General features: G+C 39.8%; 22 protein-coding genes. 3 read left to right on the plus strand and 19 right to left on the minus strand.

The features are described from left to right. Positions 1–63 precede the first annotated feature (63 nt). From LIR34_RS00870 to LIR34_RS00900, 7 genes are all read right to left on the minus strand, one after another. Entirely contained in the window at positions 64–1557 is a 1494-nt protein-coding gene (locus LIR34_RS00870) for a S1C family serine protease (protein WP_173901544.1), read from the minus strand. Between the two features lie 334 nt (positions 1558–1891). Then, positions 1892–2539: an L-rhamnose mutarotase gene (locus LIR34_RS00875; protein ID WP_173901543.1), complete on the minus strand. Its 648-nt coding sequence runs from the start codon at positions 2537–2539 to the stop codon at positions 1892–1894. A gap of 91 nt (positions 2540–2630) precedes the next feature. Further along, a complete protein-coding gene (locus LIR34_RS00880; RefSeq protein ID WP_173901542.1) occupies positions 2631–3107 on the minus strand; it encodes a DUF2284 domain-containing protein in 477 nt (158 codons plus the stop codon). Between the two features lie 81 nt (positions 3108–3188). Next, the gene (locus LIR34_RS00885; protein WP_173901541.1) at positions 3189–3722 is read right to left on the minus strand and encodes a GNAT family N-acetyltransferase; all 534 of its coding nucleotides are present in this window, start codon (positions 3720–3722) and stop codon (positions 3189–3191) included. Between the two features lie 102 nt (positions 3723–3824). After that, complete coding sequence (locus LIR34_RS18090; protein WP_330659925.1) at positions 3825–4052, minus strand: MarR family transcriptional regulator; 228 nt, start codon at positions 4050–4052, stop codon at positions 3825–3827. Between the two features lie 704 nt (positions 4053–4756). After that, positions 4757–5311 carry a hypothetical protein gene (locus LIR34_RS00895; protein WP_161285013.1) on the minus strand — a complete coding sequence of 185 codons (555 nt, stop codon included), beginning with the start codon at positions 5309–5311 and terminating at the stop codon, positions 4757–4759. 8 nt (positions 5312–5319) lie between these two features. Beyond that, a complete protein-coding gene (locus tag LIR34_RS00900; protein ID WP_161285012.1) occupies positions 5320–5541 on the minus strand; it encodes a hypothetical protein in 222 nt (73 codons plus the stop codon). A 293-nt stretch (positions 5542–5834) separates the two neighbouring features. Here LIR34_RS00900 and LIR34_RS00905 point away from each other — a divergent pair, with 293 nt between their 5' ends. Next, on the plus strand, positions 5835–7115 hold the full coding sequence (locus LIR34_RS00905) for an O-acetylhomoserine aminocarboxypropyltransferase/cysteine synthase family protein (protein WP_161285011.1): 1281 nt from the start codon (positions 5835–5837) through the stop codon (positions 7113–7115). 116 nt (positions 7116–7231) lie between these two features. On the opposite strand, the gene LIR34_RS00910 is transcribed toward LIR34_RS00905, so the two are convergent. The 3 genes from LIR34_RS00910 to LIR34_RS00920 all read right to left on the minus strand — a co-directional run bounded on the left by LIR34_RS00910 (position 7232) and on the right by LIR34_RS00920 (position 9436). Then, positions 7232–7573, minus strand: coding sequence for a hypothetical protein (locus tag LIR34_RS00910; RefSeq protein WP_173901540.1), 342 nt, complete (start codon positions 7571–7573; stop codon positions 7232–7234). Positions 7574–7773: 200 nt separating this feature from the next. Next, positions 7774–8370 carry an SAM-dependent methyltransferase gene (locus LIR34_RS00915; RefSeq protein WP_173901539.1) on the minus strand — a complete coding sequence of 199 codons (597 nt, stop codon included), beginning with the start codon at positions 8368–8370 and terminating at the stop codon, positions 7774–7776. 46 nt (positions 8371–8416) lie between these two features. Next, positions 8417–9436 carry a DHH family phosphoesterase gene (locus LIR34_RS00920; protein ID WP_173901538.1) on the minus strand — a complete coding sequence of 340 codons (1020 nt, stop codon included), beginning with the start codon at positions 9434–9436 and terminating at the stop codon, positions 8417–8419. A gap of 310 nt (positions 9437–9746) precedes the next feature. Between LIR34_RS00920 and LIR34_RS00925 the strand changes: the two genes are divergently transcribed. After that, on the plus strand, positions 9747–10262 hold the full coding sequence (locus LIR34_RS00925) for an XRE family transcriptional regulator (protein ID WP_173901537.1): 516 nt from the start codon (positions 9747–9749) through the stop codon (positions 10260–10262). A gap of 167 nt (positions 10263–10429) precedes the next feature. Here LIR34_RS00925 and LIR34_RS00930 read toward each other — a convergent pair whose 3' ends face one another. From LIR34_RS00930 to LIR34_RS00970, 9 genes are all read right to left on the minus strand, one after another. Continuing rightward, the gene (locus tag LIR34_RS00930; RefSeq protein ID WP_330603573.1) at positions 10430–10618 is read right to left on the minus strand and encodes a hypothetical protein; all 189 of its coding nucleotides are present in this window, start codon (positions 10616–10618) and stop codon (positions 10430–10432) included. Between the two features lie 237 nt (positions 10619–10855). Continuing rightward, a complete protein-coding gene (locus LIR34_RS00935) occupies positions 10856–11791 on the minus strand; it encodes a D-2-hydroxyacid dehydrogenase (protein WP_173901535.1) in 936 nt (311 codons plus the stop codon). An 82-nt stretch (positions 11792–11873) separates the two neighbouring features. Next, complete coding sequence (locus LIR34_RS00940; RefSeq protein ID WP_173901638.1) at positions 11874–12773, minus strand: hypothetical protein; 900 nt, start codon at positions 12771–12773, stop codon at positions 11874–11876. 191 nt (positions 12774–12964) lie between these two features. Continuing rightward, the gene (gene queF / locus LIR34_RS00945) at positions 12965–13447 is read right to left on the minus strand and encodes a preQ(1) synthase (RefSeq protein ID WP_173901534.1); all 483 of its coding nucleotides are present in this window, start codon (positions 13445–13447) and stop codon (positions 12965–12967) included. Between the two features lie 15 nt (positions 13448–13462). After that, complete coding sequence (gene queC, locus LIR34_RS00950) at positions 13463–14146, minus strand: 7-cyano-7-deazaguanine synthase QueC (protein WP_173901533.1); 684 nt, start codon at positions 14144–14146, stop codon at positions 13463–13465. Positions 14147–14167: 21 nt separating this feature from the next. Continuing rightward, positions 14168–14818 carry a putative 7-carboxy-7-deazaguanine synthase QueE gene (gene queE / locus LIR34_RS00955; protein ID WP_161285002.1) on the minus strand — a complete coding sequence of 217 codons (651 nt, stop codon included), beginning with the start codon at positions 14816–14818 and terminating at the stop codon, positions 14168–14170. Next, on the minus strand, positions 14819–15241 hold the full coding sequence (gene queD / locus LIR34_RS00960; RefSeq protein WP_173901532.1) for a 6-carboxytetrahydropterin synthase QueD: 423 nt from the start codon (positions 15239–15241) through the stop codon (positions 14819–14821). It lies immediately after the preceding gene. Between the two features lie 254 nt (positions 15242–15495). After that, a complete protein-coding gene (locus LIR34_RS00965) occupies positions 15496–16884 on the minus strand; it encodes an alanine/glycine:cation symporter family protein (RefSeq protein WP_161285000.1) in 1389 nt (462 codons plus the stop codon). A gap of 154 nt (positions 16885–17038) precedes the next feature. Further along, entirely contained in the window at positions 17039–17509 is a 471-nt protein-coding gene (locus tag LIR34_RS00970; RefSeq protein ID WP_173901531.1) for a GNAT family N-acetyltransferase, read from the minus strand. 294 nt (positions 17510–17803) lie between these two features. Here LIR34_RS00970 and LIR34_RS00975 point away from each other — a divergent pair, with 294 nt between their 5' ends. Next, complete coding sequence (locus LIR34_RS00975; RefSeq protein WP_161284998.1) at positions 17804–19507, plus strand: carbon starvation CstA family protein; 1704 nt, start codon at positions 17804–17806, stop codon at positions 19505–19507. The last annotated feature ends 76 nt before the right edge of the window (positions 19508–19583 follow it).

A 19583-nucleotide genomic window follows, 5' to 3' on the forward strand; every position in this document is an offset into this window, starting at 1 on the left:
ATGCAACTGCACCAGTTCCCTTCCTGTTTATAATAATTATATATTGCTGCCCGACAAAAACTTTTACCAGACGTTATGATAATGTTCATAGGACATGCCATTTTCAAGGAAATCTCTCAGGAGACTGTCTGTACTTCCATCGTCTTCTCCATCCTGTACATCATTGTCCTGATCATCTGGTTCCTCCTGATCTGGTTTCTCTTTTGAATCATCATCGGAATCCTGATTCTTCTCTGAGTTTTCACCAAGAGTTACTGTAACTGTTTTTTCTTTATAGGAATCACCGTCTGCGACTTCAATAGTAACATCTACTTCCTCGCCTGGCTCATAATACTCAAGACGACTTACCAATTCCTCAATACTACGTATTCTCTTGCCATCAAATTCTGTAATGATAGTTTTTTCTTTAATGCCGGCCTTATCTGCAGCACCTCCATCCGTAACCTCTGAGACAAGAACGCCCTCTGGAACTCCATAGTACTTGACAGCCTCTTCGCTTACAGACATACCTGTGATTCCAAGTACACCGTGATTATCAACCTTATCTCTCGGTGTTTCATTCATCAGATTTTCCAGAGTGTCTGTAACATCAGAAATCGCAATCGCATAACCCATGCCCTCAACTTCTGTGGAAGCAAGCTTTGCTGAATTGATTCCGATTACTTCACCATTCATATTCAGAAGTGCTCCACCACTGTTTCCAGGATTAATTGCTGCATCTGTCTGAATCAGATTAACTGCATCTGAATCTTCATCGCCTTCGGAACCGTCTGAGTTAAGCTTACGGTTTTTGGCACTTACAATACCTGTTGTGACAGACTGTCCATATCCAAGTGCATTACCAATAGCAACTACCTGCTCACCAACCTTAAGATCATCGGAGCTTCCCATGGTTGCAACCTGAATCTGATCCATCGTATCATCCGAAATATCGGACAGTGCTACAGAAACAACTGCAAGATCTTTGTCTTCATCATAACCATTTACCGTTGCTTCGTAAGTTTCTCCATCAATACAGGTAACAGATACCGTATCCGCACCTTCTACTACGTGATAGTTTGTCGCGATCAGAAGGTTATCATCATTTTTCCCAACGATGATACCTGAACCACTTCCCTCAACTTCCTGCTGGGTTGTGTATCCCTGACTTCCGCCAAATCCATAATATCCAAGATAATTCTGTACATCCTGAACAGATTTCGTTGTGATAGCCACAACAGACTTCATACCTTCTGCAGCAATATCAGATACATCCAGACTTCCCTTTGCTTTCTCAGACTTGCTGTCATCCTTACTGTCTGATTTGTCCTTCTCTTTGGACTTTGTCTGAAGAAGTGTTGTGTTTTCTTTTTCAGAAGAAGCTGCTTCTACTTTGCTGCTGTTCCATCCGGTAACTGCATTCACTCCCTCAAAGGAACCTGCTGCAAGTCCGCCTGCAAGAACTGCACATAATGCAATACCTGCTGCTTTCTTTACTTTTTTTCTCATTCTTTCTTTCGGATCATTATCTCTATGTTCATCATTATCATTCATAAATTTATTGTTCATATCTGTCATCAAAATCCCCTCCTTGGAATCTCTGTTGTTTCATTTCTTTTATGTCTAGAAGTATAGGTGGTATTTGTGTTGACTTTGTGGGAAATATGTGACGAAACTGTTAATTCAGAAAAAAAAGTCCGTCAGACGGATGTTCTCACTCCGCTCTCACAGCTTCCACATGCATCTGGTCGCATCCTCTTATATAAATAAAGTGCATACTCTCGTACACACTTTATTCTCTGCTTGTAACTGTTCAGTACCCTCACAGTTACGAGTCAAAATGCATTCCAAATCACCTCGCGGGATACTACCTTCTGAATAGTTACCTTTGCTTTATATTTTGTTATCCAACTCAGTTATGCCATGCAAGACGCTTTACATCTGCATGAACATCACCTGTCATCCAGTCTACATCATTTGTGATCCAGTCCATGATTCCAAGCTGACGCATTTCCCATTCAACCGTCTGTTCTCTTGCTTCCGTTGTTTCTTCTACTTCCATAGTTATATCAATCTCATCGTAACCAAAGATATATCCTCCGGCACTCCAGATACTGAAATTACTGTCCGGACCCGGATCCACTGAATCGCCTCTCTGTGCGATCAGTCCATCGTGACGCCTCTTATATTCTTCCTCACAGCCATCTTTAAGCTTCGTCATAAACATTCTGTGACGGATCAGTTCTTTATTTTCTCTTACAACACCAAAATTATGATACATCAGACGCATATCCTTACCAGGTGTGGAAATCCAGTCAAAAGTATCCTGAATCTTTGCAGTAATTACATTCTTTGCAACATCTTCCTCTGCACTCAGGACTGCTCCATCCTCATTCTCATAATAACCAAAGATCAGATCCTCTGCATTCCAGATACTGAAATTACTTACCTTATTACGGTCAAGAAATGCTGTCAACTCCGGCCATATCTCACCAAGCTTGCGTCGATAGTCATTCATTTTTCCTTTTTTTACTTTCATTGCAAATGCGTGTCTTTCCATAAGTCAGAACCTCCCGTCTGCCAGTAACTATGTACCTTGTGAACAATTATGTCTGTTAGTAATTTTAGCACGTTTGTCCCTGTAATACAAATTATTCATGAAATAAAATCTGTGAAAAATATCGGATATTTCCATCATCTGTCCAGCAGAGCATTCCTGCCGCATCTGCCATCTTCTGTGCATCTACACAATATGCTGACATACAGGAATTTTTCTTGTATGGTCCGGCACTCATGATCAGAATATCTGTCTTTCCCTCTGCCCTCATTTTCTCTGCAAGCTCTTCCGTCATTTTGTTATGAAAAAGTTTTTCCTTTTTATATTCAACCGGATCATGCAGATCCTCCTGTGTTGTCTGCAGCACCAGAGTTTTTTCATAACTCAGTGCTCGCTGTTTCATTTCTTCCACCGTTCCACTTGCAGGTGGACAGGCAGGATTCAAATTATAACAACCACATAAATTTTCTTCACAAAATGTCCTGTATTCCGGAACAAAAACAAGTTCTTTTGTATCCATAACTGCTGCTCCCGAAAATCCCATTAAAATTGCTTCCTGCATCAAATCCATAAAAATCTCACTCCTTTTCTTCTCGCTTCGCAACTGTTCCGTACCCTCACAGTTACAAGGCAACATGCATTCCAGATCATCTTATTCATTTAATATAATACTCATTTCATACCAGGCTTCGCCGCCCCATACAGATTCTCCAATACCATGATCTTCAAATCCAAACTTCTCATACATCCTAACCTTATCCGGAAGACAGGTAAGAACAACTCTTTTGCGTCCTTTTTGTTTTTCTCTCTCCAGATACTGCCTCATAAGCTCACGTGCAAGACCCTGACACCGATATTCTGGAAGTACATCCAGTCCCAGCAGCATAATATTCCTGCCCTCCGCTTCATGTACATCTGCATCTTCAAAAAAATCATCAGTCAGATGTTCCCTATTCGTTGCCAGCCCATTAAGAAATCCGACAATTTTTCCTGTATCTCTGTCCACTGCAACAAGAAAAAGTTCCTTCGCCTTCTTTATCCGTTCTTCCATATGTTTATATGTACAGGCTTCATTTGGAGGGAAACAGATTTTCTCAATTTCTGCTGCCTGAGATATTTCTTCCATATGGATATTTCGAAATTCATATCTTTCAAACATTTTTTTATCTGTGTTTTCCTTTGACATTTTTATAGCTCTCCTATTTATATTTATGCATATATGATATACCTCTTTTTTTCTTTATACTATAACATTATCGTGCCTATGACAACACTGAAAACAGCATTACTACCATATATTATTTCTCTCCCTGTAAAATCTTATCCGGTTTTTTCTCCATTTCAGATATCTGTCATGAACCAATTTATCCACATTAACCGATACCAGATTTGCCTTGATCCCACGATATTCCACGATATCGCTTGCCGTTTTATACTCTGGATTATTCGCCAGAAACAACAGAATATCAAATGCCACTTTTCCTAACAGATTTAATCCATCTGTAAAATGCTTCAATTTTGAACTAATTATACACAATCCATGTCATAATTCAACCATTTCCCGCATAAAATATAGATATCAACACCCCCGTATATCTCGGGATTTCGCCATGTTCATGGCAAAACACCTCGCGGGATATTACCTGTGAACAGTTACGCCCGTGAACCTAAGATATCTTTCTTCTTTCAGGAAATTCAAACCCTTATTTGCCCGTCCTTATTCTTTCGTGCAATATATTGCACTTCTTCCGTTTTCTTGATTTTATTATATAATTTTTTATATTATATACCGTTTATAGTACATATAATATTTTATACTACTATTTATTGTACATTATCGCGTTTTTCTTAAACTGTCATCCTATGTTTCACCTAAAACTAATTCTGTGCATCATCCTTCTTTCACTCTTCTGGTTTTTTCACGATTCACCGTCGTTTATTCTGATTGCTGGAAGGAATTGGAGATGGATTTTAGCCAAGTTGCTGTGAACGGAATAATCAGTAACACTTATTACGCTTTGTGCACCAAATACATTCTGCTTTAGCAGACATATTCCACATATATCTGGCCGCATCCTCGCGGAGAGTTTTTGGCTTTATCAGAACATTATAAAGCAGCTCTCCGTAAAGCAAAAAAATCTGAGATGCGTCTCTGTCAACTTGCATCTCAGATTCATTCCATAAAATATTTTCCCCAAATGTTTCACGTGAAACATTTGGTCATACTTTGTTTTCCAATTCAGAGCTTAATTCTCTGAAAAAATCCAAATATTCTCTTTCCACCATATCAAACGGTCGTACTTTATAATCCAGCCTTATATGAAGTTCCGGTTTCTCTCTATCCTGCTTTTCTCCCAAAAGCATCTCCAAATCATACCGCAAGAGATCATCATCGATTGCTTTGATCTGTTTTTCCTCTTCTTCTGTAAGAGCTTCCCCCAGAAACTTTCTGTATATCACATCCAACAGGCTGGATTCCTGCTGCTTATAATCTTTCATATTCTGTTTTAACGGTCTCGGAACATCCGACATATAACATTCGCTGGCATCATGTAAAAGACATGCCAAAACAACCTTTTTGGAAAGCCCTCTGCCTGCCGCCTCCTTCGCACAGCAAATGCAATGTTCGCCTACCGACCAAAATGAACTGACATGCCCATTTCCTCTGCAAAGCATTGAAAGTGCATGTGCAATATCCTCAATCAAAATCAACTCCGGATCTGGATCAGTAGGATCAAAATGTCTGTGCGTATAGGTTGTAATATAACTCTCCATAGTTATACCTACCTTTCATCCAGCAGAACTTCGTTAATGGCATCATATGCATCCTCCAGAGCGTCTAATGCTTCTGTCAGAAGATCTGTTTTCTTTTCTTCCGCTTCATTTTCTTCATACTCAGCCACCACACCGGCAAGCGTTCTCTTAAGCATATGTAAATTTTCAAAAATATCCTTTAAACTTTCCTCCTTTGCTCCTGCTCCATTAATTCTTATTACTTTTCCCATGCTTTGTCTCCTTTTCTCTTTGTTTTTGTTCTGTAGCCGCTTCGCTGCCCGCACGGTACCTGTATTTTATCGCAGTATTTTGTCCTGTATATCCCAGGATTTTGCCACATTCATGACAAAGCACCTCACAGCATACTCCCCTGCAGGCAATTTCTATAGCAGTTCTCATACCTGCTAAGTATGTATTTGCTCTTTACATACTCTCAAAAAGAGTATAACATAAAAGATAGTTACTGTTCACTCAATTCACAGCAACCAAAGATACTATAAACGTAAAGGCAGGAACACAAATTATGGACTATTCTATTAACACGAAATGTGTACAGGCAGGCTACACACCAGGAAACGGAGAACCGAGACAGATTCCTATTTATCAGTCAACCACCTATAAATATGATACCAGTGAAGATATGGGCAAACTCTTTGATCTGGAGGCAAGCGGTTATTTCTATTCAAGACTTCAGAACCCGACCAATGATTATGTTGCAGCCAAAATCACAGCTCTGGAAGGTGGAGCCTCTGGAATGCTGACATCTTCCGGACAGGCAGCAAACTTCTTTGCTCTGTTCAATATCTGCGAGGCAGGAAGCCACATTGTTTCCTCTTCCTCCATCTATGGCGGAACCTATAATTTAATTGCTGTTACCATGAAAAAAATGGGTGTGGATGTAACTTTTGTTAATCCAGACTGTACGGACGAAGAATTAAATGCTGCATTCAAGGATAATACAAAAGCCGTATTTGGTGAATCTATCGCGAACCCGGCTCTTACTGTCTTAGATATAGAAAAATTTGCAAAAGCTGCTCATGCTCACGGAGTACCTCTTATTGTAGACAACACATTCCCAACCCCGATCAATTTACGTCCAATTGAATGGGGTGCTGATATTGTCACACATTCAACCACAAAATATATGGATGGACATGGTGCTGCTCTTGGCGGTGCGATCATTGACGGAGGTAAATTCGACTGGATGGCACATGCTGAAAAATTCCCAGGACTCTGCACCCCGGATGATTCTTATCATGGGGTTACATATGCCGAGAAATTTGGCAAAGAAGGTGCTTTTATCACCAAATGTACTTCCCAGCTGATGAGAGATCTCGGCTGTGCACAGTCACCACAGAGTGCATTTATCCTGAATCTTGGTCTGGAATCTCTTCACGTACGTATGCCAAGACACGTAGAAAACGGACAGGCTGTCGCTGAATTTCTGGAACAACATGATAAAGTAGAATTCGTAAATTATCCTACACTTCCTTCCAACAAATACTATGAAACCGCAAAGAAATACCTCCCTTCCGGTGGATGCGGTGTTGTATCCTTTGAATTAAAGGGCGGACGTGCTGCTGCGGAGAAATTTATGAAGAACCTTAAGCTTGCTGCAATCGAAACCCACGTTGCCGATGCCAAAACATGTTGTCTGAATCCGGCTACTTCCACACACAGACAGATGAATGATGAGCAGCTCGCTGCTGCCGGAGTTCCTGCCGGACTGATTCGCATTTCCTGCGGACTCGAAGACAAAAACGATTTAATTGCCGACATTGCACAGGCACTGGACGCAATCTGATTTTCTAAGTTTTAATCAAAAAACGGAATCACTTTAGTGACGTTGACTAAAGTGATTCCGCTTTTTTTATCAGACCTATATATTCGCTTATGCAGTTTCGAATCATATACTGATTCTTACCTGTGCCTGACTTGGTTTAAGATTTTCTCATGCCAGAACACCAGAATTGTGACCGCTACAGCCGCAATTGAGAGCCTACCGATCATTTTGCGAATCCGTATTCTTCTCTTTGCATCCTTCATTCCTGCCTCATATAAAAGATATCCCATTCGATCCTGTTTAGATTCCATGCATGCTGCATAATCATCCACAACCTTCCGATCCCTTTCGGACAAGTCCAGATCATTCAGTCTCTTCTCCAACATAAGAAGTTCTTCATTGTCCTGTCTGATCCATTCATCTCTGCGATAAATTTTGTCCTCTGCCGCCCATCTCATTTTTTCGATTTTTTTACTCATGGAACACCTCCTGTTCATCTTTACTCACTCATAATTGTTCAGTACCCTTACTGCTATGAGCCAAAATACATTTCAAATCATGGTAAATATACATTCAGTATAACATACACACCTTTGTTTTTCGAGAATAAATACAACCAGGGATTTTGCCATATTCACGGCAAAACACCTCGCAGAATATTACCTGTGAACAGTTACTTTCAGATTACTCTAAAAATCATAATCCGCTCTCTGTTATCATCACCCGGGAACAAATCTGATGTATCTATCTCGTCATAAAACATCAATTGTTCCTGCGTCATCAGACTGCTTATATAATCTTCTGAAGGATAGTAAAAAAACAGCAGTAGCTCTCTTGGTTTTTCATAATATGATTCATACAATTTTGCAAGGACTGTGTGAAAAATCTCCACAGAAAACGGATTAAAAAAATAACACCGATCCACATCCACAGGAACTTCATAGTTTTCTGCTCCACATAAAATAAATGAAGACCGATTCCCAGCTACTGCTGTTTCCTTATTTGCTATTGCTTTCTGATAGATAGCCTCATCATACTCTATACCAATTGCTCTGCATCTGGTCTGATAAGAAAGATAGAAACACACCCTCCCTTTTCCAGTTCCATAATCCAACAGGGTATTATTTTTCCTGATCAGTCCACTGTTTGCCAGTCGTTCCAATACCATGTAAGATGTTGGTTCATACGGATACCGATATTGATCTGAGTGTGAATCATCCCGGCCGGTTGTCTTTATTTTCAGTAATTTATCCCATTGTGTCTCATTCTGATTCATTTGTTTTATTCTTCCTCTGATTTCTGATGACAGGTAACTCCTGTGTTTATGCTCGTTCTTTCTTTATATTTTTTCGCATCATAATGATCTCTTCCAATATATCCTGCCTGAATTTTTCCATGTTATTTGTCCGCTTGCGAACTCCAGCCGCCGCGGCATGTCCACCACCACCGAATTTCTTCAGAAGTTCATTAACATTAATCCACTTTCCGTCAGATCTGAATGAGCAACGCCAACGGTTCTCCTCTTCCTCATACATTGTAAATCCAAGTTCTATGTCTTCGCAGTCTCTGAGAATTCCACTGATTGGATGAATATCCTCGTAGCCGATTCCTTCTGCTTCACTCTCTGCACGACTGACACATACACAGGCTATCTTTCCATCCAGCAGACGTTCCGCCCGCTCAAGCAATCCAGCTCTTGTCTGCAAGCTTTCCAGAGTGTCATTGTGCATCGTCTGCATCACATAACTATGCTCTACTCCCAGTTCCAATAATCCGGTCACTGCCTGCATCGTACTCATCTTTGCTCTGGAAAGACATCCCGTATCATGAAGAATGCCCATGTAAATATAATCAGCTGCTGTTGGTTTCATCTCTGAAATCATCGTTTTCTTAAGCTTCGCCTGGTCAAGAATATAATACACATTCTCTGCACAGGCCTCCGATATCTTTGTATAATTTATATCTCCATATCCTTCATTGGAAGCATGATGATCGATCACCATAGAAGTCTCTGCGCATTCATAGTATTCTTTTCCAATCAGCCGAGATAAAACTGCGGTATCACATACGATAACTGCGTATCTCTCATCTGTGATATCCGGCTTTGTCAAAGGATCAAATACTCTGTCTGCCTTCACTTGTTTCTTCGGACCTTTGTCCAAAGTATCCTCCAGGTACGGAATTACTCTGTATTGCGGATAATTTACTTTTATATAATGTGCCAGGCCCATCACTGAGCCGGCCGCATCACCATCGGGATTCAGATGACCCAGAAGGATCACTGTGTTTAAACTGTGCTTCTGCATCATATTCTGAAATTCTTTATCAAAATCAAATATCATTTTGTACCTCTATCCTTTTCTACTGAATCTGAATTCATGTCAAACGCATATGAGACTTGGTGCGGGATACTGGTCAGCATAAGCTAATATATTCGTAACTGTTCACAGGTAACATATATTCTTCTCAGAATCACTTCTGTCTCCCTGACTCTTTAAGAAGTTTGTTTTGTCAGATATGTTTCACGTGAAACAATTCTATAGACATCTCTGCCAGACTCTTGTTGTTTCCTGATGTTTCCAGTATAATAGATTATACTTGGTAAAGCCAGATAATTCTCATATTTTTTGCTATGCAGGAGGTTATTCTTTCATGGGAAAACAGTCAACCAGAAAAAACAAAACAATTTATCAGATTTGTCGCGAAGAGGCAGGTCTCACCAGATCAGAAGCATGTGATAAGATGGACGCTGTTTCCGATTCCAGGCTCGAAAAGTTCGAATATGAACTGCAGGATCCTACTCCTTATGATATCATCCAGATGGCCGATGCCTACAAAAGACCAGATCTCTGCAATTATTATTGTTCTCACAAATGTGAAATCGGTCATCGTTATGTTCCGGAAGTGAAAGTAACTGATCTGTCAAATATTATTCTGGAAACAATTGCCAGTCTGAACGAGATTAATCCTCTGACAGGACGCTTGATTCAGATTGCCCGTGATGGTAAGATCAGTGATGATGAGATGAAAGATTTTGCATATATCAGTAAAAAACTGAATGAAATCTCACTGGCAATAGATTCCCTGAATCTCTGGGTCGATAAGACTGCCAGCGAGCAGAAACTGAACCTCGAACTTCTGCACAGAGAAAAAGACAAATTAAGATAATCTACATAAAATGAAAGACAGTGAACCGATTCTTGGTTCACTGCCTTTCATTTATCTATGCGCAATTCATTATGTCTGATTTTTAGAATACTGTAACTGTTCAGTACCCTCACAGTTACGAGTTAGAATGCCTCGCGGAATACTCCCTTCTGAATAGTTACTGAATACTATGAACGTGATGCTGCCAGTGCTATGATTCCTACTACGATCAACAATGGAAAAGCAATATACAGCAGTCCTCCAACAACCAGTCCTATAAGAATCACCGGAAAGAATACTACTGTACAAAGCAATTTCATAATTCCCCAGGATGCCTTCACGCCAAATATAAGAAATTTCCCAATAAACCAAATCATACAAAATGCAAATAATAATGATAACATCGTCTACTCCTTCTGCCTTTTAGCTGCATAACATTCTCTGTGTTGCATTTATCTGATTACCTCGTCTATCTTCTTGATAGTGCCAGTATAGATGAATTATCATTCAAAATAAACGTCTTATATAGGGAATTATGAACATCCAATCCTCTGATTTTGAGAAATAATATAATGGAACTTAATTTTTTGCGGATCTGGCAGAAGTATCTCATTTTACATATCAAAAAATTCTCTGATCTGTCCTACGATGATCTGCATCAGTCGGTTTCTTGCTTCCACACTTGCCCATGCAATATGTGGAGTAATGATAAGCTTTTTGCTGTCTTTTATTTTTACAAGAGGATTGGTTTCACTCATCGGTTCTTCACATAACACATCAAGACCGGCTGCCGCAATCTCTCCTGTTTTTAATGCTTCATATAAATCCTGTTCTACTACAATCGGTCCACGTCCAAGATTCAGGAAAATTGCTGTCTTTTTCATTTTTGCAAATGCTTCCTGATTCATTAAGTTTTTTGTATATTCATTTAATGGAGCATGCACAGATACAATATCCGATGTGGAAAGCAACGTCTCAAAATCGACCTGCTCATATCCTTCCTGCGCTGCTCTTCCCGAAGCAGAGTAATAAATCACACGTGCACCAAACGCTTTCGCAATGTCAGCAACTCGTCTTCCTATAGTTCCAAGTCCGATAATTCCCCATGTCTTTCCGCTAATCTCATTAAAGTGCTCTGCAAAATGAGTAAATACCGTATCATTTACATATTTTTCGTCTTTTACATATTCATCATAATAACGCATTTTCTCTAACAGATAAAATAGTAACGCAAATGTATGCTGTGCGACTGACTCTGTTGAATATCCTGCTACATTTCTCCATGCGATTCCACGTTTCTCCAGATATTCTTTATCCAGATTATTTGTTCCTGTAGCTGTCACACATACCAGTTTTAAATTTTGAGCGGTTCCAATCGTTCTTTCATTAATTTCGATTTTATTGATAACCAGGACATCTGCATCTTTTACTCGCTCTAAAACCTCTTCCGGAGTAGAAAATCCATATTTTACTACTTCTCCGAGAGCATCATATACAGATAAATCAATATCCTCTCCAATTGTTTTTGCATCCAGAAATACAATCTTCATATCGGTCTCTCCTTTGTTAATGCAATGAATATGTGTAACTATTCAGTAATCACTGTGAAGGTACCGAATAGTTATAAATATATTATAAAAGATCCAGCATATTGTCCAGATATATCTTTTCCCTGACATTGATCTGATACTCCGGCCGAGTCATATAATACAACAGAAATTCCAGGATCAGCGCACTTCCCAACCCCCGTCCTTCAATCTTGAAATTAGAAAATCCCATCGGCAGATAAACATCTTTAATATCTTTCACACTGATAAATCCCGGATTTGTCATTGCCTTTGAAAAAAGATATCCATCCTCCGCCCCAGGTGCAGTACAGATATGCTCCCTGCAGTCTTCTCCCAGATTTTTTCGGCTGACTGTTTCATAACAGACTTTTCTGTCTTTACAGCCAAACCAGCAGCATTCGTTACACAAAAATTCCACCTTTGCTTTTTGCTGTGCATTCATCTGATTTAATTGTTCAAATCTTTTGTTGAGACGAAAATCCGGCACTACATAACAGAATTCTTCTCTGTCTGTTTCCTCCAGAAATTCTCTGAAATTCGTCAGCACCTTTGTGGTCGAAGAAACCAGATAGAGTCCCGGATACTTTTTTTGCAGATAATCCAGCAGTAGATCTGAATGAATGATCACTCCATTTTGCACTCCCTTATTTTCTTCGAATAATGCACAAAGTGCATTACATTTTTGATCCTGTAAGTGTTCTTCTCGAAGAAGTGAATTACTGAATGTCAGCCGGGCTGATATCTTATATTCCTGCATCAGTGCCAGTACTTTCCGTGAATCCGCCTCTCCTAAGGAAGTTCGACCACCACCCCATATACAATCTGATGGAGCTCCGTATATTGAACCAATTTCGCACCAGTCATAAAAATACTCTCTGTGCTCCCGAAACAAAGGCAGAAAGATTCGATATAATTCATAAAACTCAAATAATCCCGGCAGATGGTAATACGCTTGCTTTTTCATCATATTTCTCGCTTTCATTTTGTCTTGTCCTATGTAAAAGTTTCCTCAATTTTTACAGAAAATCCATATTTTTAATTCTCCGGTTTCTTTTTGTATTTTGCCATAAAAATCACCTTCAGGCTATAATTTGTTTTATTATATCCTGAAGGTGATTATTTTTAGAATTATTATCATTCTTATTTATGAATATATTACCGATTGTCAACCTTCTCCGGAAACATATCATGATTACTCATACGATTCCATGCAACCTGTTCCCACTTGGTGCCAGGCTCTCCATAATTGCAGTATGGATCGATAGACAACCCTCCACGCGGAAGGAATTTTCCCCAGACTTCAATATATTTAGGCTCAAGAAGCTGGATCAAATCTTTCATGATTATATTGATCACATCTTCATGAAAATCTCCATGGTTCCGAAATGAGAACAGATACAATTTCAGGGATTTACTCTCCACAAGACGTTCATCCGGAACATAAGAAATTATGATTGTTGCAAAATCCGGCTGTCCTGTAATCGGACACAGACTTGTAAATTCCGGACAGTTGAATTTGACAAAATAATCATTTCCCGGATGTTTATTCTGAAATGCCTCTAATACAGACGGATCATAATCCATACAATATTCCGTATGCTGGTTTCCTAATAATGTTAAGTTTTCTTTCTCTCTCATCACTCGTTTTCCTTTCTATCTTAATGCCGGATCTTCCACATTGTTCGCCTGAAAGGCAGCCGCACGGTCAATACATGTTCCACATTTTCCACACGGCTTCTCTCCACCTTCATAACAGGACCAGGTCAATTCATAAGGAACTTTCAGTTCTAATCCAATCCGTACCACTTCAGCCTTTGACATATTGACAAACGGTGCTTCTATCTTAAGCTGATGTCCGGAACCTTCCCAGATTGCCTCATTCATAGCATTGTTAAATACCGGTGAGCAGTCCGGATAGGCAAACCCAGCAGAATCATCTGCGTGTGCTCCATAATAAATCACTTCACATTCTTTGCTCAGTGCAATACTGGCCGCAGAAGAAAGAAATAATCCATTCCTGAATGGAACATAAGTGCTTACCGGCTTATCACCATTTATTTTTGAAATCTGCTCAGCATAACTCTCCTCGGGAATTTCTTCCGTAGACTGCTGAAGCAGAGAACAATTGCTATATTGAAATATCTTACTCAAATCCAGGAACAGATGCTCTACACCATAATATTCCGCGACCGCTGTTGCTGCCTTAATTTCCTTATCATGTTTCTGTCCATAAGAGACAGAAAGAGCCGTCACCTGATCTTTCCCATATTTTTTAATTGCCAGTCCTAACGCTGTTGTTGAATCAATTCCTCCACTAAAAAGAACTAATGCTTTCATCTTAATCACCTCACCAATTATTTATACTCCCCGCTCGTTGGGGTCCCAGATCACTTTATGCATCTGTATCTGCAGCCGCACATCATTCAACTGATGTTCCAGCATAAATTCCACCATCTGTACCGGTTCTATAGAGCCAAAAACAGGACTGAAATAAACATGACACCGACTTGTCAGATCATATGTCTGAATCACCTCCAGTGCTTTCACCAGATCCTCCTGGCTGCCACACACAAATTTTACAGTATCATTTATTTCAAGCAATTCCATATTTTCTGCTATCATATGTTCCTCACAGCCACTTGAGGGCAGTTTGTAATCCATCGTAAATATCGGACGTTCCTCACAAAACTCAGACAGCCTTACTGCACCATTTGTCTCAATTTCAACTCTCAGTCCGGCTTGTAGGAGAAGATGTATTAACTCCCTGATATCTTTTTGAAGCAACGGTTCTCCACCTGTAAGTGTCACATTTCGGATTCCTGCTGCAAGAACATAATTTGTAATCTCTTCCGGCGTTTCCTCTTCATAAGAACAATCGGCTTCATTGGCCCACATGGTATCACAATAACTACATCGAAGATTACATCCTTTAAAGCGAACAAAAACGGCCAGTTCTCCCGCACGTGTTCCTTCCCCGTTAATACTGGTAAATTTTTCTACAACCTTCATCTATTCTTCCTCATAAACTGCACAATTATTCGGTGTTTCGTATACTGTGACACGGTGAACCCCGTATCCCAGATCTATTAATTTTTTATAAAAATAATAAGCAAAATTTTCCGCAGTGGGGCGAAATAAAACTTCTTCCAGATGAAAACTCTCATTCAAAAGTGCAGTAACTGTTTCTGTTCTCAAAGACCCCTTCTCATAGATCAGACTGTGATCAAAAAAATCACAAAGCTCTTTCAGATCTTTTTTCAGATCACCAAAATCCACTATCATTCCCCGTGTCTGTCCTTCTTGCTTTAACACCTGGCTTTTGATCTCCACAGCAACATTCCAACGATGTCCATGGATATTTCTGCACTTTCCCTCGTATTTCCAGAGAAAATGTGCTGCATCAAAACTGGCTTCTGTCTTTAAATAATACATGTTTCAATTCTCCTGTAAGTGAAATGGATGTACCTTTTAGCCAAGTGCCAACTGAAAAACATAATAAAATCCATTAAAAAAGGCTCCGCGTACTTTTGCACGCAGAGCCTGAAATCTTCTTGGTCAGCCCTGGTTTTGTTTTGCGACAGGAAGGTACAAATGAACTGTCGGCTGTTTCTACAGCGTAGATATTATACTATCTGATACATATAATCGTCAACAAAAAAGAATATCAAAATCATATATGCATGCATCTATTTTTTGATCTCAGACTGAAATTCCTTGATATCCTTTGCAATCTCACCACTCAGGAGCAACATACAGATAAGGTTCGGAATCGCCATAAGTGCATTTGCAATATCTGAGAAATTCCATACCAGACTCAGTGTCTGTGTACATCCAAAGTATACCACAAGCGAAAATACTACTCGATAGATCATGTTGTATTTGTGTGTTCCAAGAAGATACTCAAATGCTTTCTCTCCATGATACTCCCATCCAAGAATCGTGGAAAACGCAAATAAAGTAATGCCAATTGTTACCAGCCATCCACCTGCGGAACCAAGGATTGTTTCAAATGCTGCAATCGTGATATCTGAACCCGTCAGCATCTCTCCTGCCGCATTTGTCATTCCAAGTACTCCGGATGATGCTATCGCAAGTCCTGTGATCGTACAGACAACAATGGTATCCCAGAAAGTACCTGTCATATTTATATAACCCTGACGAACCGGATTATCTGTAGTAGCTGCTGCCGCAGTGATTGCAGCCGAACCCATACCTGCTTCATTAGAAAAGACACCTCGCGCAACTCCAAATCGCATCGCACTCATCATAGAGGCCACAATTGATCCACAAAGTCCACCGCCAACCGCTTTTACAGAAAATGCCATCTTAAAGATCATGGCAATACCCGCCGGCAGATTTGAGATATTTCCAATAATAACAATAATACCACAGATTACATAAAAGATTGCCATTGCCGGAACGACTACGGAAGACACTTTTGAAATAGATTTGATTCCTCCAACAATGATCAGCAGAGAAACCACTGTAATCACAATGCCCGTAATCCCTGTTGGCACGCCAAAAGTAGTATGAAGCGCACCTGCAATTGAATTTCCCTGTGTCATGTTACCTATACCAAAGGATGCAATCACTGCAAACAGTGCAAAAAGCCATGCCAGAACAGAACCAAAAGTCTTATTTTTCAGACCTTTTTTCATGGTGTACATCGGTCCGCCACTCATCTCGCCTTTGGCATTTACCTCACGATATTTGATTGCAAGCATACACTCGCTGAATTTTGAAGTAAGTCCAAATGCTGCTGAGATCCACATCCATACCAGTGCTCCTGGTCCACCAGATACCATTGCGGTCGCAACACCAACGATATTTCCTGTACCAATTGTTGCAGCCAACGCTGTAGTAAGTGCAGAAAAAGGGGAAACATCTCCTTCACCACGACTTTTAGTACGAGCTTCTTTACTAAGCGTACTCTTAAGCGCATATCCCAGATTCTTCCATGTCAAAAATCTTGTACGAACGGTAAGAAACACACCTGTTCCAACCAGAAGAATCAACATCACTGGTCCCCATACAAAATTGTCGATTTTGGTAACAATTTCATTTAGCTGTTCCATATTATCCCTCCTCAAAACAAAAAGGAGCAATGTTATAGCAACATTGCTCCTTCGCGTAAATGTATAATCTGTTTATATTATATACTTCTACTCATTTTTTTGTCAAGATTCTTTTCTCCTTCGCAGGTGTTTAACAAAAAGAAATGTGTCAGTATCATAAGATATATTCCATCTGTCTTTCTTTCGTCTTCATTCCCATTTTTTCATAGAATCTTTCTGCCGAAGTATTTCCTGTCCATACGTTCAACGTCACCTCATAGCAGCCCATGAACTTTGCTTCACTTTTTACATATTCAAACAGACTTTCTCCTATATGCTGTCCTCGTGCCTGCTGATCAACACACAGATCATCTATAAAAAGGGATTTAAACGGCACCATATTGTTGGAAAAAGGCTGTTCCTGCAGTTGACAGAAGGCATATCCTACACAGATATCCGCTTCGTTCACTGCAACATATATCGGTTTTTCTTCATTTTTCAAAAGCTCTGTCAACTCGTCTACCGTATATTTTGTCGTGCCAGGAATAAAAATGTCAGGTCTTATGTCTGCATGGATCTGCAGCACCTGTTCTAACAGTTCTGTAATTCTCGGAATATCTTTTTCTTCTGCTTTTCTGATAGTCATTTTTTGCTCCTTTACATAATGAATCCGTCAAGAATCGATTTATACTTCAAGAATAATAATACCACACCAACCTGTCCGGAAAAATAAAAAAATATAACACACATACAAAATACTTCTTGAAATTTTATAGAAAAAGTAGTAAAACATTAGATAATCACTAAAGAAAAATGCATTGAACAGGTCAAGCCATAAAAGATAACCTGAGTACCACGGAAATTCCGCCTTTGTTATCCATTGGATAACAGAGGCGTTTTTAATATATATTTATATCAAAGAAAGACGAGGAGAAAGATTATGAGTGGAATTATGATGATGGTAATCGCCATTGTAGTTCTGGGCGGTGCATACCTTCTGTACGGCCGCTACCTGCAGAACAAATGGGGAATTGATCCAAAAGCAAAAACTCCGGCATATGAGATGGAAGACGGAGTTGATTATGTACCGGCAGATACCAATGTGGTATTTGGACATCAGTTTGCATCCATCGCAGGCGCAGGCCCGATCAACGGACCTATCCAGGCTGCAATTTTTGGCTGGCTTCCGGTTATGCTGTGGATTCTGATCGGCGGTGTATTCTTTGGTGCTGTTCAGGATTTTGCTTCCATGTATGCATCTGTAAAGAATAAAGGACGTACAATCGGATATATCATCGAGGCATATATAGGAAAACTAGGAAAAAAATTATTCCTTTTATTCTGTTGGTTATTCTGTATTCTGGTTGTTGCAGCATTTGCAGATGTAGTAGCAGGGACCTTTAATGGTTTTGCCACAGGTACCACAGGAGAGGTTACAAAGGTAGTAGCAAACGGAGCTGTCGCAACTACTTCCATGTTATTCATAGTGGAAGCTGTTGGACTTGGATTTTTCCTGAAATACACAAAATTCAATAAATGGGTCAATACGATTTTTGCAATTGTATTACTTGTAGCAGCAATTGCACTGGGACTTAAATTCCCGATATACATAAGTCTTGAAACCTGGCACCTTATTATATTTGCATACATTCTGATAGCCAGTGTTACACCTGTATGGGCATTACTTCAGCCGCGTGATTATCTGAACAGTTATCTGCTTATTTTTATGATCGTTGGTGCGGTAATTGGTGTATTTGCAGCTAACCCTTCCTGTAATCTTAAAGCTTTTACAAGCTTTAATGTTGACGGACAATATATGTTTCCGATCTTATTCGTAACCATCGCCTGTGGTGCGGTTTCAGGCTTCCATTCCCTGGTATCCTCAGGTACCGCATCCAAACAGATTAAAAATGAAAAAAATATGCTCCCTGTTTCATTTGGTGCAATGCTGATGGAGAGTATGCTTGCCATTATCGCATTGATTGCCGTAGCATCTTTTGCAGATGGCGAGGCAGCAGCCCAGGGGCTGACAACCCAGCCTCAGATTTTTGCAGGTGCGATTGCAAATTTCCTTTCTGTGATCGGTTTGCCCCATTCACTGGTATTTACATTGATCAACCTTGCTGTATCTGCATTTGCACTGACATCTCTTGACTCTGTAGCCAGAGTCGGACGACTTTCATTCCAGGAATTTTTCCTTGATTCTGATACGGATGAGGAAAACATGAACCCATTTTTAAAGGTAATGACTAATAAATATTTTGCAACAATCATTACACTTGTACTGGCCTATCTGCTTACAAGAGTGGGCTACGCGGAAATATGGCCATTGTTTGGTTCTGCAAACCAGCTGTTATCAGTACTTGCCCTTGTAGCCTGTGCAGTATTTTTAAAGAAGACAAAACGTCAGGGCTGTATGCTCTGGATTCCAATGGTATTCATGATGGCAGTTACCTTCACAGCACTTGGCATGACAATTGTGAAACTTTCCAAAGCATTTGTAACAACCGGTCTGGATCTTGGAAATTCTTTACAGCTGATATTTGCAATACTTCTGTTAATACTAGGTGTACTGGTAGCAATCCAGGGTATTAAAAAACTTCTGGAAAAACCAGAGACAAAAAAAGCAGCAGAACGAGCATAATAATTATGGCATAAAAAACGACAAAAAATCCGAAAAGACAGAAATGACTCTGTTTTTTCGGATTTTTCTTTTTCCA

Source organism: Blautia sp. MSK17_66 (assembly GCF_020538025.1).
Taxonomy (GTDB): Bacteria; Bacillota; Clostridia; order Lachnospirales; family Lachnospiraceae; genus Blautia_A.

Excerpts from the sequence above, each read along its gene's own strand:
- LIR34_RS00895 (WP_161285013.1), bottom strand. The coding sequence starts at position 5,311 with ATGGAGAGTTATATTACAACCTATACGCACAGACATTTTGATCCTACT.
- queE (WP_161285002.1), bottom strand. The coding sequence starts at position 14,818 with ATGAAGGTTGTAGAAAAATTTACCAGTATTAACGGGGAAGGAACACGT.
- LIR34_RS00915 (WP_173901539.1), bottom strand. The coding sequence starts at position 8,370 with ATGAATCAGAATGAGACACAATGGGATAAATTACTGAAAATAAAGACA.
- LIR34_RS00880 (WP_173901542.1), bottom strand. The coding sequence starts at position 3,107 with ATGGATTTGATGCAGGAAGCAATTTTAATGGGATTTTCGGGAGCAGCA.
- queD (WP_173901532.1), bottom strand. The coding sequence starts at position 15,241 with ATGTATTATTTAAAGACAGAAGCCAGTTTTGATGCAGCACATTTTCTC.
- LIR34_RS00970 (WP_173901531.1), bottom strand. The coding sequence starts at position 17,509 with ATGACTATCAGAAAAGCAGAAGAAAAAGATATTCCGAGAATTACAGAA.
- LIR34_RS00930 (WP_330603573.1), bottom strand. The coding sequence starts at position 10,618 with ATGATTTGGTTTATTGGGAAATTTCTTATATTTGGCGTGAAGGCATCC.
- LIR34_RS00975 (WP_161284998.1), top strand. The coding sequence starts at position 17,804 with ATGAGTGGAATTATGATGATGGTAATCGCCATTGTAGTTCTGGGCGGT.
- queF (WP_173901534.1), bottom strand. The coding sequence starts at position 13,447 with ATGAGAGAGAAAGAAAACTTAACATTATTAGGAAACCAGCATACGGAA.
- LIR34_RS00910 (WP_173901540.1), bottom strand. The coding sequence starts at position 7,573 with ATGAGTAAAAAAATCGAAAAAATGAGATGGGCGGCAGAGGACAAAATT.
- queC (WP_173901533.1), bottom strand. The coding sequence starts at position 14,146 with ATGAAAGCATTAGTTCTTTTTAGTGGAGGAATTGATTCAACAACAGCG.
- LIR34_RS00925 (WP_173901537.1), top strand. The coding sequence starts at position 9,747 with ATGGGAAAACAGTCAACCAGAAAAAACAAAACAATTTATCAGATTTGT.
- LIR34_RS00935 (WP_173901535.1), bottom strand. The coding sequence starts at position 11,791 with ATGAAGATTGTATTTCTGGATGCAAAAACAATTGGAGAGGATATTGAT.
- LIR34_RS00875 (WP_173901543.1), bottom strand. The coding sequence starts at position 2,539 with ATGGAAAGACACGCATTTGCAATGAAAGTAAAAAAAGGAAAAATGAAT.
- LIR34_RS00870 (WP_173901544.1), bottom strand. The coding sequence starts at position 1,557 with ATGACAGATATGAACAATAAATTTATGAATGATAATGATGAACATAGA.
- LIR34_RS00900 (WP_161285012.1), bottom strand. The coding sequence starts at position 5,541 with ATGGGAAAAGTAATAAGAATTAATGGAGCAGGAGCAAAGGAGGAAAGT.
- LIR34_RS00940 (WP_173901638.1), bottom strand. The coding sequence starts at position 12,773 with ATGAAAAAGCAAGCGTATTACCATCTGCCGGGATTATTTGAGTTTTAT.
- LIR34_RS00965 (WP_161285000.1), bottom strand. The coding sequence starts at position 16,884 with ATGGAACAGCTAAATGAAATTGTTACCAAAATCGACAATTTTGTATGG.
- LIR34_RS00885 (WP_173901541.1), bottom strand. The coding sequence starts at position 3,722 with ATGTCAAAGGAAAACACAGATAAAAAAATGTTTGAAAGATATGAATTT.
- LIR34_RS00905 (WP_161285011.1), top strand. The coding sequence starts at position 5,835 with ATGGACTATTCTATTAACACGAAATGTGTACAGGCAGGCTACACACCA.
- LIR34_RS00920 (WP_173901538.1), bottom strand. The coding sequence starts at position 9,436 with ATGATATTTGATTTTGATAAAGAATTTCAGAATATGATGCAGAAGCAC.